The sequence below is a fragment of the Photobacterium phosphoreum genome (genome assembly GCF_002954725.1).
Lineage (GTDB): Bacteria > Pseudomonadota > Gammaproteobacteria > Enterobacterales > Vibrionaceae > Photobacterium > Photobacterium phosphoreum.
In genome coordinates, this window is sequence record NZ_MSCQ01000001.1 from 2,156,216 (window position 1) to 2,171,262 (window position 15,047).

Annotated in this window: 15 protein-coding genes; 7 read left to right on the plus strand and 8 right to left on the minus strand. The window is 41.3% G+C overall.

The window, feature by feature from the left end; genetic code table 11:
• Positions 1-17: 17 nt before the first annotated feature.
• The 3 genes from pyrH to rpsB all read right to left on the minus strand — a co-directional run bounded on the left by pyrH (position 18) and on the right by rpsB (position 2,527).
• Positions 18-746 carry a UMP kinase gene (gene pyrH / locus BTO21_RS09390; RefSeq protein WP_045031940.1) on the minus strand — a complete coding sequence of 243 codons (729 nt, stop codon included), beginning with the start codon at positions 744-746 and terminating at the stop codon, positions 18-20.
• 89 nt (positions 747-835) lie between these two features.
• Entirely contained in the window at positions 836-1,681 is an 846-nt protein-coding gene (gene tsf / locus BTO21_RS09395; protein WP_045031942.1) for a translation elongation factor Ts, read from the minus strand.
• A 117-nt stretch (positions 1,682-1,798) separates the two neighbouring features.
• Positions 1,799-2,527, minus strand: coding sequence for a 30S ribosomal protein S2 (gene rpsB / locus BTO21_RS09400; RefSeq protein WP_045031944.1), 729 nt, complete (start codon positions 2,525-2,527; stop codon positions 1,799-1,801).
• 371 nt (positions 2,528-2,898) lie between these two features.
• Between rpsB and map the strand changes: the two genes are divergently transcribed.
• Both map and glnD read left to right on the plus strand, forming a co-directional pair.
• Entirely contained in the window at positions 2,899-3,738 is an 840-nt protein-coding gene (gene map / locus BTO21_RS09405; protein ID WP_045031945.1) for a type I methionyl aminopeptidase, read from the plus strand.
• 136 nt (positions 3,739-3,874) lie between these two features.
• On the plus strand, positions 3,875-6,496 hold the full coding sequence (gene glnD / locus BTO21_RS09410; RefSeq protein WP_045031947.1) for a bifunctional uridylyltransferase/uridylyl-removing protein GlnD: 2,622 nt from the start codon (positions 3,875-3,877) through the stop codon (positions 6,494-6,496).
• Positions 6,497-6,598: 102 nt separating this feature from the next.
• Here the strand turns inward: glnD and BTO21_RS09415 are convergent, their stop codons facing one another.
• The 3 genes from BTO21_RS09415 to BTO21_RS09425 all read right to left on the minus strand — a co-directional run bounded on the left by BTO21_RS09415 (position 6,599) and on the right by BTO21_RS09425 (position 8,275).
• The gene (locus BTO21_RS09415) at positions 6,599-7,060 is read right to left on the minus strand and encodes a flavodoxin (RefSeq protein ID WP_045031949.1); all 462 of its coding nucleotides are present in this window, start codon (positions 7,058-7,060) and stop codon (positions 6,599-6,601) included.
• A 147-nt stretch (positions 7,061-7,207) separates the two neighbouring features.
• Positions 7,208-7,945, minus strand: coding sequence for a tRNA pseudouridine(65) synthase TruC (gene truC, locus BTO21_RS09420; RefSeq protein WP_045031951.1), 738 nt, complete (start codon positions 7,943-7,945; stop codon positions 7,208-7,210).
• A 9-nt stretch (positions 7,946-7,954) separates the two neighbouring features.
• Positions 7,955-8,275 carry a YqcC family protein gene (locus tag BTO21_RS09425; protein WP_268830720.1) on the minus strand — a complete coding sequence of 107 codons (321 nt, stop codon included), beginning with the start codon at positions 8,273-8,275 and terminating at the stop codon, positions 7,955-7,957.
• Between the two features lie 152 nt (positions 8,276-8,427).
• Between BTO21_RS09425 and BTO21_RS09430 the strand changes: the two genes are divergently transcribed.
• The 4 genes from BTO21_RS09430 (at position 8,428) to BTO21_RS09445 (ending at position 12,679) form a co-directional block, all read left to right on the plus strand.
• Positions 8,428-9,474: a DUF3549 family protein gene (locus BTO21_RS09430; RefSeq protein WP_082056903.1), complete on the plus strand. Its 1,047-nt coding sequence runs from the start codon at positions 8,428-8,430 to the stop codon at positions 9,472-9,474.
• A 34-nt stretch (positions 9,475-9,508) separates the two neighbouring features.
• Complete coding sequence (locus tag BTO21_RS09435) at positions 9,509-9,823, plus strand: DUF3301 domain-containing protein (RefSeq protein ID WP_045031955.1); 315 nt, start codon at positions 9,509-9,511, stop codon at positions 9,821-9,823.
• A 2,327-nt stretch (positions 9,824-12,150) separates the two neighbouring features.
• Positions 12,151-12,381 (plus strand): DUF2789 family protein, encoded by a 231-nt coding sequence (locus BTO21_RS09440; RefSeq protein WP_045031714.1) that lies wholly within the window; start codon positions 12,151-12,153, stop codon positions 12,379-12,381.
• Between the two features lie 25 nt (positions 12,382-12,406).
• A complete protein-coding gene (locus BTO21_RS09445; protein ID WP_045031713.1) occupies positions 12,407-12,679 on the plus strand; it encodes a hypothetical protein in 273 nt (90 codons plus the stop codon).
• A 39-nt stretch (positions 12,680-12,718) separates the two neighbouring features.
• Here the strand turns inward: BTO21_RS09445 and BTO21_RS09450 are convergent, their stop codons facing one another.
• Together BTO21_RS09450 and syd are read right to left on the minus strand one after the other, a co-directional pair.
• The gene (locus BTO21_RS09450) at positions 12,719-13,495 is read right to left on the minus strand and encodes a Zn-ribbon-containing protein (RefSeq protein WP_045031711.1); all 777 of its coding nucleotides are present in this window, start codon (positions 13,493-13,495) and stop codon (positions 12,719-12,721) included.
• 3 nt (positions 13,496-13,498) lie between these two features.
• Positions 13,499-14,053, minus strand: coding sequence for a SecY-interacting protein (gene syd, locus BTO21_RS09455; RefSeq protein WP_045031709.1), 555 nt, complete (start codon positions 14,051-14,053; stop codon positions 13,499-13,501).
• Between the two features lie 86 nt (positions 14,054-14,139).
• Here syd and queF point away from each other — a divergent pair, with 86 nt between their 5' ends.
• A complete protein-coding gene (gene queF, locus BTO21_RS09460) occupies positions 14,140-14,991 on the plus strand; it encodes an NADPH-dependent 7-cyano-7-deazaguanine reductase QueF (protein WP_045031708.1) in 852 nt (283 codons plus the stop codon).
• The last annotated feature ends 56 nt before the right edge of the window (positions 14,992-15,047 follow it).

A 15,047-nucleotide genomic window follows, 5' to 3' on the forward strand; every position in this document is an offset into this window, starting at 1 on the left:
CATTAATCTTACAAGGCTTAAGCGTTAGTGATCAGCGTACCTTCTTGCTCACCCATTACAACACGGCGCAATGCACCTGGCTTATTCATGTTAAATACACGAATTGGCATGTTGTGGTCACGAGCAAGAGTAAATGCAGCCAAATCCATGACCTTAAGTTCTTTTTCAAGTACATCTTGGTAGCTCAGCTGTTCACAAAGCGTAGCATCTGGATTTTTAACTGGATCATCCGTGTACACGCCTTCAACTTTTGTTGCTTTCAATACTACATCAGCTTCGATTTCGATACCACGAAGACATGCAGCAGAATCGGTTGTGAAGAACGGATTGCCTGTACCTGCAGAGAAAATAACAACACGGCCTTGACGTAACTGACTGATAGCATCAGCCCAGTTATAATTATCACATACACCGTTTAGAGGAATAGCAGACATTACTCGCGCGTTCACATAGGCACGGTGCAGCGCATCACGCATTGCTAAGCCGTTCATTACTGTTGCTAGCATACCCATGTGGTCGCCCACAACTCGGTTCATACCTGCTTCAGCCAGACCAGCACCACGGAATAGGTTACCGCCTCCGATAACAAGGCCGACTTGAACACCTAATTCAACGAGTTCTTTTACTTCTTGTGCCATACGGTCAAGAACTTGAGCGTCAATACCAAATCCTTCTTTACCTTGTAGTGCTTCGCCACTTAGTTTTAGAAGAATACGCTGATAAGTTGGTTTAGGGTTTGTAGTCATTTTTTTACCTTCCAAGCTGATTTTGAGATATGGAGTTGTAAAAAGACCGCAACGTCGGTTGCGGTCTTTGATATTCTGATTAAAAAGGATTAGCCTTTTTGAACAGCTGCTACTTCTTCAGCAAAGCTCATTTCTTTAGCTTTCTCGATACCTTCACCAACTTCTAAACGTACGAAGTTAGTTACTGTAGCGCCTGTTTCTTTCAAGATATCGCCAACAGTTTTCTTTGGTTCCATGATGAAAGCTTGGCCAGTTAGAGAAACTTCGCCAGTAAACTTCTTCATGCGACCTTCAACCATCTTCTCTGCGATAGCTTGAGGCTTGCCTTCGTTCATAGCGATTTCAACTTGAACAGCACGCTCTTTTGCTACAACTTCAGCTGGTACGTCACTTGGGTTAACGTATTCAGGGTTAGATGCTGCAACATGCATTGCGATGTGCTTAAGAGTTTCTGCGTCGCCGTTACCAGCAACAACTACTGCGATACGAGTACCGTGAGTGTAAGTAGAAACTTTATCACCAGCGATGTATGCTACGCGACGGATAGAGATGTTCTCACCGATCTTAGCTACTAGCTCGATACGTGCTTCTTCAAATTGTGCTTGAAGCTCTTCAACTGTTGCGTGGCTAGCAAGTGCTGCATCAGCAACCATGTTAGCGAATGCAAGGAAGCTACCGTCTTTAGCAACGAAGTCAGTCTGGCAGTTTACTTCAACAAGCGCTGCTTTACCGTCAGCATCTTTAATGATGATAGTACCTTCAGCTGCTACGTTACCTGCTTTTTTAGCAGCTTTAGCAGCACCGCTCTTACGCATGTTTTCGATTGCTAGCTCAATATCAGCGTTAGCTTCTACTAGTGCTTTCTTACAATCCATCATACCTGCGCCAGTACGTTCACGCAGTTCTTTAACTAGGGCAGCTGTAACTGTTGCCATGTGATAATCCTCAGATTTGAATTCGTTGAGTAAAAATCAGGGGCCATTATCGGCCCCTGGTAACCATTCTTAGTTTACGCAAGGTAACTTAAGATGCTTATGTTAAGCAGCAAGCTATTAAGCTTCAGCTACGAAACCGTCTTCTTCTGCTTGAACAGCGATATCTTGGTTACGAGCTTCTTTAACAGTTTGAGCTACAGCACCAGTGTAAAGCTGAATCGCGCGGATTGCGTCATCGTTACCTGGGATAACGAAGTCAACGCCGTCTGGATCAGAGTTAGTATCAACAACAGCAAATACTGGGATACCTAGGTTGTTAGCTTCTTTGATTGCGATGTGCTCACAATCAGCGCCGATTACGAACATTGCGTCAGGTAAACCGCCCATGTTCTTAATACCACCTAGTGATTTCTCAAGCTTTTCCATTTCACGAGTACGCATAAGCGCTTCTTTCTTGGTTAGCTGGTCGAAAGTACCATCAATAGATTGAGCTTCAAGTTCTTTAAGACGCTTGATTGATTGACGAACAGTTTTCCAGTTAGTCAACATACCACCCAACCAACGGTTGTTTACGTAGTACTGGTCACAGCTGATTGCTGCTTCTTTGATTGATTCGCTAGCTGCGCGCTTAGTACCAACGAAAAGAACTTTACCTTTACGTGCAGCAATTTTTTCAATTTCAGCTAGTGCTGCATTGAACATTGGTACAGTTTTTTCTAGGTTGATGATGTGTACACGGTTACGAGCGCCGAAAATGAATGGCTTCATTTTTGGGTTCCAGTAACGAGTTTGGTGACCAAAGTGTACACCAGCCTGAAGCATGTCGCGCATTGATACAGTTGCCATTGAATAATCCTCTAATGGGGTTAGGCGTCCACATATCCCATCTTAAAACCGACCCTATGATGGTGTATAACCATCGTTATCTAATACTAGATAACTGAGCACCCCGGCAGATGTGTCGATATGTGTGAATAATTAATAAAAGTATGTGTAATCCAATCAAATTGCACCATTACACACATTAATTCACCAACGAGTGGTTAAATTATTGCTTATAACAGAAACAAAATCACTGTTTACGGCGCGCTTTATACCATAGAACAGCCAATAAAATCCAGTCAAAATTGGATATGAGAACTAATCTTATCTTCCCTTTAACCCCTTGCGGCTGGTAATATAGAAACATACAGAAACATACAGATTGAGACGATTTTATGAGCATTAAGATCAAAACGGCTGAAGAAATTGAAAAAATGCGTATTGCTGGCCGTTTGGCTGCTGACGTATTAGAAATGATCGAACCGCATGTAAAGGCGGGTGTGACGACAGAAGCGCTAGACCAAATTTGTCATGACTACATCACCCAAGTTCAACAAGCGATTCCAGCACCGTTGAACTACCACGGCTTCCCTAAATCTGTGTGTACTTCAATTAACCACGTTGTTTGCCATGGTATTCCTGCATCAGAAGATGAAATTGTTGTAGAAGCTAATGGCAAATATAACAAGCCCGCAGTATTAAAAGATGGCGACATCATTAATATTGACGTGACAGTGATTAAAGATGGTTACCACGGTGATACTTCAAAGATGTTTGAAGTAGGTGAAGTATCTCTTGAAGACAAACGCCTTTGTCGCGTTGCTCAAGAAAGCCTTTATTTAGCAATCAAAAAAGTAAAACCTGGCGCGAAAATTGGCGATCTTGGTACTGCCATTCAAAAATTCATCAAAGCAGGTAGCAGCCGTTTTTCTATCGTGAAAGATTACTGTGGTCATGGTATTGGTAACGAATTCCATGAAGAGCCACAAGTGGTTCACTACAAAAATAGTGACCGTACGGTTATGAAAGAAGGCATGTGTTTCACTATCGAGCCAATGATTAACGCTGGTAAATTTAGCTGTGAATCAGACGAGCAAGATGGTTGGACGGTTTACACTGTTGACGGTAAAAAATCTGCACAGTGGGAACACACACTGCTAGTAACCAAAGATGGTTGTGAAATCTTAACATTACGTCAAGAAGAAACCTTGCCACGCTTAATGCACAACGCATAATTCGCCATTTGCACTTGTTGCACATGCCGACATCAAAAAACCGACCTCCTGTGTCGGTTTTTTTATATCTAGCGATACAGTTCACGATTCGAAATGGTTATAGTGAAGATAAGATACTATTACCGCACGGACAGCAATGACAGACATTTTAGCGACTCAACTTTCTGATTACCTCGACGATGCGATTACTCTCGACGGTTTACGCGCCGCCCTTAACCATTTTGCTGAAGAGCAAAAACTACAATTCAAACAACAGAAATCAATTGTCGATTTAGTCACAGATCGCAGTCATTTTATCGATCAATTACTGATTCGATTATGGCGTTTTTATGAGTTTGAACAACAGCCTGATTTAGCATTAATTGCGGTTGGCGGTTATGGTCGCGGCGAACTGCACCCACTGTCTGATGTTGACCTGCTGATATTAAGTCAACACCCATTAGAAGACGCTGTCGCAACCAATGTCAGCGCCCTAATAACATTACTATGGGATTTACGCTTAGAAGTCGGTCAAAGTGTTCGTACCGTTGAAGAATGTATTGCCGTCGGCAAAGATGATCTGACTGTCGCGACCAATTTAACTGAATCACGATTCTTATGTGGTAATCAACAAACCTTTCATCAATTAACCGTTGCGATTAATTCGCCTCAATTTTGGCCCAGTGAAACATTTTATCAAGCCAAAATTGAAGAGCAACGAGTACGCCATGCGCGTTACCATGACACTACCTATAACCTTGAACCCGATATTAAATCAAGCCCCGGCGGGTTGCGTGATATTCATACGTTAAGTTGGGTGGCGCGGCGTCACTTCGGGGCCACCAGCTTATTAGAAATGAGTCATCATGGCTTTTTAACCGATGCGGAATACCGTGAGCTGGTTGAATGTCAAAATGCATTATGGCGAATTCGATTTGCGCTCCACATCGAACTACGCCGCTATGACAATCGTCTCACTTTTGATCACCAACCCTCCGTTGCCGAGCTTCTTGATTTTCATGGTGAAGGTAATCAGGCGGTTGAAATGATGATGAAAGCTTTTTATCGCATTTTACGCCGTGTCGCTGAGCTCAATAAAATGTTATTACAGCTGTTTGATGAAGCAATCATTAAACCCGACACTCGCCAAGAACCCATTGTGCTCAATGATGATTTTCAATTACGCGGTCATTTAATCGAGGCCACCAAGCCTGCGTTATTTCAAGCACGGCCAGAAACTATTTTGGATATGTTTCTTCACATTGCACAGAATTCTGATATCGAAGGTATTGCCGCGCCAACATTACGCCAATTACGCACCGCTAGGCGTCGACTCAATCGTTTTCTGATTGAAATCCCAGCGGCTCGTGAAAAATTCATGGAATTAGTTCGCCAACCCAACGCCCTTCAAAAAGCATTTCAATTAATGCATCGTCACGGGGTTATTGCGGCCTACTTACCTCAATGGAGTCACATTGTTGGGCAAATGCAGTTTGATTTATTTCATGTTTATACCGTCGATGAACACAGTATTCGAGTGATTAAGAATCTGCATAAATTCAACGATCCCAATCATCATTCGCAACACCCTATTTGTTGTGAAGTTTATCCACGTATTATCAAAAAAGAGATCTTAATCTTAGCGGCAATATTTCATGACATCGCTAAAGGACGAGGTGGCGATCACTCTGAATTAGGCGCTGTTGATGCTTATGATTTTTGTATCGAACATGGGCTACCTCACTCAGAAGCAGAAACCGTATCATGGCTGGTGCAAAAGCATTTACTCATGTCGGTCACAGCCCAACGTCGTGATATTTACGATCCTGAAGTTGTGGCTGAATTTGCTAAACAAGTCGGTGATGAAGAACACTTAGATTATTTAGTCTGTTTAACCGTGGCTGATATCTGTGCAACTAACCAAGACCTATGGAACAGCTGGAAACGTACTTTATTAGCAGAACTATACTATTCAACCCAAAAAACGTTACGTCGAGGACTAGAGAAAACCCCAAATATGCGCGATCGCATTCGTCACAACCAACAATTAGCGTCTGCGGTATTACGCAGTAAAGGTTTTATGCCGCGTGATATTGAAGTGTTATGGCGTCGCTTTAAGGCCGATTATTTCCTACGCCACACCCATAAACAATTGGCATGGCACGCACAAGCATTGCTGAAGCACAGCGGCGATAAACCGATTATATTAATGAGTAAGAAAGCGACCCGTGGCGGCACTGAAGTGTTTATCTACAGCAAAGATAAAGCCAAGCTATTTGCAATTGTGGTCTCTGAGCTGGATAAGAAAAATCTTAGTATTCATGATGCCCAAATTATGAACAGTAAAGATGGTTATACGCTAGATACCTTTATGGTACTCGACCCTAACGGTAAAGCCATTAATGAAAATCGTCATGTGGGGATTATTCGAAATTTAACCAAAGCACTCACAGCGATGAAATCTGAACGAAAAATTCGCCGCGCCCCCCGTAAATTACTCCACTTCAATGTGCCGACTAAAGTTGAGTTTCTATCAACTAAAACCGGACGTAAAACGATGATGGAATTAGTGGCACTTGATATGCCAGGATTATTGGCGAAGATAGGGGCTGTATTTGCAAACCTTAACATTAGTTTACAAGCAGCGAAAATCACCACTATTGGCGAACGCGCTGAGGACTTTTTTATTATTGTCAATGATACTGGCGGCCGCTTAACTAAAGAGCAACAGCAGTTATTACGCGAAACGCTGATTATTACGATCAGTAAGCACGCTTAAATAATCTCGATACCTTGGATATATAACGCTAGTACCCCGTTAATGGCTAACGGGGTAACTTTCTATTTAAACTCAATAACCGATTTTATATTTACAATCGTGTTATGCCGCAGCTTGCTCTACACTGGCAACAAATTGCGTAAACCATGCCTCAGCAACCTCTAGTGGCTCAAAATTCACCCCTGCATCAATATCTAACCGTGGTTGAACCGATTGAGAATTAAGCTCGGTTAATAACGCATCAAATTGACGTCCGGCACCACAAAAGCGATCTTCACCATAACTAGAATCACCTAATGCAATCACACCATAATATTGCTTAGGTAATAACGGAAATTGATCTTTTAATGCGACGTACAAAGGCAATAGATTTTCGGGGATCTCACCTTGCCCTGTGGTCGAACTAATGATTAACACCGTATCAGCATCATAGGCCATAAAATCATCCAGTGTTGAATCAAAGAAAATCTCAACGGGTACCGATGTTAACTTGGCTGCTAATGTTTCTGCTAACTCTTCTGCTCCACCATATACAGAGCCTACAAATATGCCTAACTTATTCATTGTCCGCTCTCCTTTGCTGTAAGACGTCCTCAATAAGGGACTACTACCAATCTGGCAACTACGCTAAAGAAAAGCAAGTACTGGTATGATATTAAGCTGATAATTTTGCACTACCGCCCATTCATAACCATTGATCATTGTTTTATATTACGCACCTAACAGCAATGAAGGTGACCAATTAAAGGTGGTCATAACACGCTGCCAGACATCATCCACATCAGCGCGAATATCAATTACGGCACCAGTGAGCGGATGATTAAATTGTAATCGCGACGCATGCAGCATCAAGCGATGACAATCAAGATTTTCACGGAACATACGATTATGCTTACCATCACCATAGTTAACATCACCAATCATATGATGGTCTAAATGGTGCATATGACGGCGTAATTGGTGTTTCCGTCCAGTTTCTGGTTGCAGCTCGATTAAGCTATAACGGCTGGTCGCATAACGCCCTACTGCAATATCAGTTTCTACCGTGGCTAACGGCGCATAGGCTGTAACGGCCGCTTGAGGTTCTTTGTCTTCGGTTGCTTTTTTATCTGCAATTTTATCTAACATCACTTTAAGCGGATAATCTAATACTGCCGCTTCTTTGATCCAGCCCCTCACAACCGCATGATAGGTTTTATGCATTTCTCGACCGGCAAAGACTGGCATCATCATTGCTGCGATCTCACTGGATAAGCCAAATAAAAGCACCCCTGATGTTGGCCTATCTAAACGGTGCAATGGAAACACATGCTGACCAATTTGATCACGCAATGTTTGCACCACAAACACAGTTTCATGGCTATCTAACCAAGAACGATGAACCAACATGCCTGCAGGTTTATTAACTGCAATTAACGCATCATCTTGGTATAAAATTTCCAGTTCCATTCTGCTCACTTAGTGTTTAAACAATTGATCAATTTCACGCACAGTCGCCACAATATCTACCATTCCACGCTGATTTTTCATCGCTTCTTCAACATAAGGAGAAATAGCAAACTGAGTGGGTAATGGTAATCGCTGTAATATTAAATAACGTAATTTAGGAATAAAAACCCATTGGAGCCATTGATGGCAAGCCAAGGTATCAATCGCAAAAGGTTCAACGCTAGCCAAAGCTTGTGGCTCTGGAGTCATCGTTTCCCAATATTGGTGATGTTGTAGAATATTTTCTAATTGAGTGAGTAATTGCTGACTTTGATGATACTTATCCACCATAACCCCTCTTTGTTGATAATAAAAACGGCGCAGGATAGCATTTCAGTTCAACCACCCCAACTATATTATGGTGATTAGCGATCTATTCACAGGTATGCTGAGCTAATGCTACTCGTTATACTGATGAGCTGATTAAAGGAGCTTTATTTATTATGTCCATGGAAACGTTTCATACTTTAACCCAATTACTTGATAACGCAGGGTGTCGTTATAATATTTTTGATTTGGGTCGTCGCGTTAATGAAATTAATAGCGACCAATTTAAAGCGGTTGAAGAAAACCGTCAGCCTTATCCGTGGCCACTTCAGCAGCATGCACATATTGCGATTTCATTTTGGCAACATCAGCAACCACCTTGGGTCTGGTTTTTACGATTACCGTTAGATGAGCGTGGGCTACTAAAACAAGCTGCTGTCGGTGATTTTATTAAGTATGTTATTGAGGCGATGGGCGCAAGTTTAAACACTACCCCAACCGAAGAAGAACAACAAAAGCTCGCCAATAATCCTTACACATTTAAACCCAATGACGACAAGATGGCAATTTTTAACGCCCAACTACGGGTATTACTTAATTTACCGGCCAGTCAATATTATGCTGATGCGCAAGCTTATTTAGCAGATCAACAAGATTGGCAGCAATGGCAACATATTGGCTTGCAGGGATTAGCTGATATCTGCGCTCGTATGTCTCAACATAATAACGCCACTTACTTACGTAAAGCGCTCAACCACCTTCCAATGACGCCACTGTATGCATTATTAGGCTGTTTGGAACATTGCTCGCTACCTGAGCCTCTAGCCCTACGTATAACCGAGCGATTAACGGTCGAATGCCAACAACAACACCCTGACCTATTTTTAATTGCGGCTTTAGTTCGCGCGCTTGCTGGTAGTAAACCCCAGCAATTACAATACACCTTGACCACACTATTAAATCAACCGTCACTATGCCATCCAGAAGTATTAGTCGCGATTGCTGGCCGTTGTTGGAGTGGTTTTACTGATACCAATATTGCATCACTCTTTTTACTGCGTTTAGCTGAAACCCAAGATCAAACCTTGTTTAACCAATTATTTACTGATCTCGTCATGCAACCATTATTACGTGGCATCATGCTACAAATACTCCATGGCCAAGCGGATCCAGCACTGATCGATGCGATTCAAAAACTACAACACCATGCTAAGAATCACTAATAGCATTTATTATCTCTAAGGAGCTGTTTATTATATGGATAATCTGTTCGGCATTTTAATTATTGCTATTATCGGCTTTTTATTTTGGCAACAACGGCGTCAAACTGAATTAGCACAGTATTATATTGAGCAACGTTGCAAAAATATGGGCTTGCAGATGATCAGTTTTGCTCGAGGTGAGCAAAAACTCAAAGATCATCACGGTGAATGGGGATGGCGGACAGTGTTTGTGTTTGAGTTTTCATCTGATGGTATGGATGTCTATCAAGGTTATATTGAAATGAAACGTTTACGTGCGAGCTATTTTTATGTACCGCCGCACCGTATTCCAGAAGGCTGCGATTATTAATTTTGCTAGCCCCAAAAAAGAATGGGCGCGACAATAAATATTGTCACGCCCTTAGATATTACTTTTGCAGCAATCCAGCTACTGTCGTGCTCCCTGCTATCAATCCTTGATATACTTAAATCCCCAGGTAAATCTCAACTTCATCCTAGAAGTCATTCTTCGGTAATCCCTGACCCATCAGCATATCCAACACTGACTCTCTCTCCAGAAAGGAGGTGTCCTTTACTTCATTAGAAGTCATCCTAACTTCGTTTTGAAGAGTTCCCTATCCCATCCTAGAATATTGTCATCCTGACTAATAGATATCCTATCTATAGGCTCTCTATCCCAGAGAAGCCCATGCATCCTAGCTCGATGATTAATCCATATCACCTATGTGCTCTTCCTGAGCGGCCAACTCCGTGGCTGTTCCTTAATCCTTGTCAGCTCCAGCTGATGACAATATATTACCTCACCATAAAAATGACGCAATAATAAATATTCTATTAATTATCAATTACATTTATTAACAAAAGCTCACACAAATACAATGTATTGATAAATAACGATTTTAATGCTTTCCAATGACCATTTATTGATACCAATAACGAAAAAATCCTACACACTTGTAAGAGATCTCTCACAATACCAATAGAAAAAAGCCATTAATTATCAATAACAATCGGAGTATTTAGTGCGAGGTGCGAGGTGCGAGGTGCGAGGTGCGAGGTGCGAGGTGCGAGGTGCGAATAAAAGCAAATCCCCTGAAAGAATCAAATTTATCCCTACTGTAATGCATCAAACTTCTTTGAGGATCGTACAAAAAAGAGCGGGCGCGACTTTCGTCGCGCCCTTAGGTCTTATTTGCAGCTATCCCGCTACTATGTTGCTCCCTGCATCCATCCTTTGATTGCTGTGTTCCGTCAGCATTGTCCTTTGTACTTCATCCTGAAGTTGTTCCTATGGCCATCCTAACCCGTCATCACATCCTGTTCTGACTCTCATCTCCTTCCTGGAGGTGTCCTTTACTTCATCCTGAAGTGATCCTTTATGCCTCAATCCTAGAGGTGTTCCTTGCTTCGTCCTGAAGTGATCCTAGTCTTCCTGACAGGTAAACATCCTGCTTACCTTTGTTACCGCATCCTACGGTGTTCCCTTCACATTCCATGTCCGATAAACCATCCTAGCTTACCAGTATCTCATCCTGAGACTGTCTGTATCCGTTGTGCCGTATCCTTTCGACACTGTTAATATTATGCGAGTTATCGCCTAAATCCTATATCTTGCAAAATGTGTTTTTTTTGTTTTTATGAAAATTTATGTACATATATAACTAAAACATTATTAAACATATAGTTACGCAAAAAGCATAGATATATAGTCACAATTGTAATGCTTATCTCCCACAGGTTTGTAAGAGATCTCGCACACAGTAAGTAGTCAAAAGCCATTCACGAGTTATCACATTTATTCATATATAGCAAAATATCGTTATTAGACAGATAGATATGGTGCGAGGTGCGAGGTGCGAGGTGCGAGGTGCGAGGTGCGAGGTGCGAATAAAAGCAAACTCCTCTGAAAGAATCAAATTTAGCCCTACTCTAATGCAGCAAATTTCATTGAGTATCGCAAAAAAAGAGAGGGCGCGACTTTCGTCGCGCCCTTAGGTCTTACGTGCAGCTATCCCGCTACTATGTTGCTCCCTGCATCCATCCTTTGACTGCTGTGTTCCGTCAGCATTATCCTTTGTACTTCATCCCGAAGTTGTTCCTATGGCCATCCTAACCCGTCATCACATCCTGTTCTGACTCTCATCTCCTTCCCGGAGGTGTCCTTTACTTCATCCTGAAGTGATCCTTTATGCCTCAATCCTAGAGGTGTTCCTTACTTCGTCCTGAAGTTATCCTAGTCTTCCTGACAGGTAAACATCCTACTTACCTTTTTTACCGCATCCTACGGTGTTCCCTTTACATTCCATGTCCGATAAACCATCCTAGTTTACCAGTATCTCATCCTGAGACTGCCTGTATCCGTGGCGCTTTCCTGTTCCGTTGTGTCAGTTCCTTCCGACACCATTAAGATTACGCTTTTCTTTATTATCTACAATCTACAGATAAAAACTTGTTGATACTTTTTTTCATCAAATCTAGTGACAAAACAAAATAATAGTTATATATCAATACGATAAATATTAACAAAGAGTAATGTACGCAAACAATACACTCAATGTCTTACGGCTTTGTGAGAGATCTCTTACAACAGCATTAGCACTTTGACTAAGGTGACTATTTATTCTGATATCCACTATACTCACAAAGAGAGAATACATTGCTAAAGAAGGAATCGAGATGGAAGCATTCAACCATAATTTGGCTAATTTATTCAGTCAATTAGGCTTAGATAACTCAACCGACTTTATTGAGTATTTTTTACATACTCATTCATTAACACCATCACAAAAATTAGCTGAAGCGCCCTTTTTTGCTCCTGCCCAACAGCAATTTATCAATGAAGCACAACAACAAGATGCTGATTGGAGTGAAGTCATTGATCAATTAGATACTTTACTTCGAAAATAATCACTACGTTTATCAAGGATAAAGGATGTCAACCATCACTCAAGAAATAGAACAGGCGATAGCAAGCTTAGTGGCTGATAATAAACAACCATCAATAGCACTGATTAAGGCTCGCCTAACAACACCATTACCGATTCCTGTGATTATAAAAGCCCTACAAGCATGGCAAAAAAATGCCAAAGTACCACACATAGAAAAACAACAACGCGTATTAACCGCAGACCAACGCATTGAACAACTTGAACAACAAGTACTTGCACTCTCAACACGTTTGGCACGATTAGAGGCTAACGGTTAGCGATAAAAAAAGCACCTGAATTAAAGGTGCTTTTTTATATTATTGAAAATTCCACGACATATTAGATACAATTCGACAACGATCACATTTAAAATGGAACAGTCCATGCAGCGCTTCTGGCACTCGCCATTCGCCACCACAACTTGGGCATCGACGGGCTAATTCAGCCGCTTTACTTTCACCACCAACACGGTATTGATAATAATAGGTTGGCACCTCAGTGGTGGTTTCGATATGACGACATAATTCGCGTCCGCGAACAAACAATTCACTGCTTACATCACCAATTTCAGCTAATGCCATGTTAACGGCTGCTGGACTTTTGATGGCCATTTGAATTTCATCAAAGGCTTGCCATTCTGTTTGCCACTTAATAATCGCTTTATAATCACCGTCAGTTGTTGCTCCGGTTTGATATAACGGGATTGGCAATAATGTATCGCCACTACGAAGCGGGGAACAACTATGAACATAGGTGGTATATAGCACTTGCCATGAGGGTGAAAAACTTTCAGCAACCGAGTCTGAATTAAGGTCAACCCCTAATATTTTCATTTTTGGTGCCAGCAAACACGCTAACGTTAATTGCTCATAACACTGGGTCACTTGAGGGCTATTATAGCGAGAATGTAAACTTTCTTTATCAGGACACACTACCCGCACTCGAAAGATACCATCATCAATAACAACAGGAAATTCACGCCCAAGCACTTGGCCGTTATAACGCAGTGCATCCATTAAGCCATTAATAGCAATATCTACTTGCGATAACGTTGTGTTATCAAAACATTCAAATTGTAGCTCAACAACAAACACAATTTATTCCTCTGTCACTAATGGCTGCAATTGCTGTAAGAACGTCACTACATCATTTGCTAACACTTGGCGAGTATCTTTACCCAATGTTTCTAACACTACGTGACCTGTCATATTACAAATAGAAATCACTTGTGATTCATCATCGACAACGGCAATAAAGACTGTCGGTTTAAGTTTCATTCGACGTTGAGTTACTAAATGCCCTAAAATATTTTGTTGTAACAGTTCAAGATCGTCATCATTAAATACCTGTAATAAATCCAAAGATAAATCACCAAACATAGCGCTCATATCACCGCTATATTGCGATCCATAAAAAGCATTGATATCACTATAAAGTGATAAATCCATGCCTTTTTCGACCCCTTCTAGGCTAATTATAGGTTGGCGTTCAATCGGTTTCCAAGTCACATTTTGATCGTCATCAACAACGACACATGGTGAAATAAGCCCAACTAAATGCTCACTTACAGGAAAACCGCGATCTGCATCACACCATGCTTGTAAATAACGAGCAGAAAAATCAGATAAAGCGCTGGTAACAGGATGATTCATTCGCAACCTCATAAAAGATTCAGTAAACTTTAGGTTTAAGCCGTTTCGACGGACATCTATTCTAATCCAAGAGTGTCATAGACAGTATGAGTAAATATAAAGACGCTAAAGAATTAGCTGGTTTAACCCTTGGCAAAAAGACAGAGTATAAAGATCAGTACGATCCATCGCTACTGCAACCTGTTCCAAGAAGCCTAAACCGTACCGATATTAATATCAGCGATGATGCACTGCCATTCACTGGCTATGATATTTGGACATTATACGAATTATCTTGGCTCAATAAAAAAGGCTTACCACAAGTTGCTATTGGTGAAGTACGTTTACCAGCATCAAGCCCTAACCTTATTGAATCAAAATCGTTCAAACTGTACCTTAACAGCTTCAACCAAACTCACTTTGATAGCTGGCAAGATATCGCAGATACCCTGCAAATTGATCTATCACGTTGTGCTGGTGAAGATGTTGATGTCACTATTCAACCGCTAACTGATTTTAATGATCAACCGATTGTTAATTTCTTTGGTGAATGTATTGACGATCAAGATATTGAAATTAGTGACTACAGTTTCAAGCCTGAATACCTTGAGGGTGCTGCAGATAATAACGATATCGTCGAAGAAATTGTTCATAGTCATCTTTTAAAATCAAACTGCTTAATCACTAATCAACCCGATTGGGGCAGTGTTCGTATTGCCTATAAAGGTAATCGTATTGATCGTGAAAAATTACTGCGTTACATCGTGTCATTCCGTAATCACAATGAATTCCACGAACAATGCGTTGAGCGTATTTTTAACGACATTATGCGTTTTTGTCAGCCTGAATCACTGACGGTTTATGCGCGTTATACTCGTCGTGGCGGTTTAGATATTAATCCATACCGTACCAATATGGGCAAAACCCCTAGTGATAATTTCCGTCTCGCACGTCAGTAATTAGATCCTAACGACGAATTCAACATTAAGTCCGGTAAAAACCTTTACTTTGCTGG